1 rRNA gene is annotated in these 597 nt (G+C 51.1%); it reads right to left on the reverse strand.

Going from position 1 to position 597, the window contains the following annotated elements:
* Positions 1-453: ribosomal RNA gene (locus HII27_RS26830) — 16S ribosomal RNA — on the reverse strand; the annotation flags it as partial.
* Positions 454-597 lie beyond the last annotated feature (144 nt).

Here is a 597-nt window from a genome sequence, read left to right on the forward strand (position 1 = left end):
GCCTTCCTCCTCGCTGAAAGTACTTTACAACCCGAAGGCCTTCTTCATACACGCGGCATGGCTGCATCAGGCTTGCGCCCATTGTGCAATATTCCCCACTGCTGCCTCCCGTAGGAGTCTGGACCGTGTCTCAGTTCCAGTGTGGCTGGTCATCCTCTCAGACCAGCTAGGGATCGTCGCCTTGGTGAGCCATTACCTCACCAACTAGCTAATCCCATCTGGGCACATCCGATGGTGTGAGGCCCGAAGGTCCCCCACTTTGGTCTTGCGACGTTATGCGGTATTAGCTACCGTTTCCAGTAGTTATCCCCCTCCATCGGGCAGTTTCCCAGACATTACTCACCCGTCCGCCACTCGTCACCCAAGAGCAAGCTCTCTGTGCTACCGTTCGACTTGCATGTGTTAGGCCTGCCGCCAGCGTTCAATCTGAGCCATGATCAAACTCTTCAATTTAAGTTTGATGCTCGTGAATTAAACTTCGTAATGAATTACGTGTTCACTCAGAGACTTGGTATTCATTTATCGTCTTGCGACGTTAAGAATCCGTATCTTCGAGTGCCCACACAGATTGTCTGATAAATTGTTAAAGAGCAGTGC

The sequence above is a fragment of the Kluyvera sichuanensis genome (assembly GCF_014218705.1).
Classification (GTDB): Bacteria; Pseudomonadota; Gammaproteobacteria; order Enterobacterales; family Enterobacteriaceae; genus Kluyvera; species Kluyvera sichuanensis.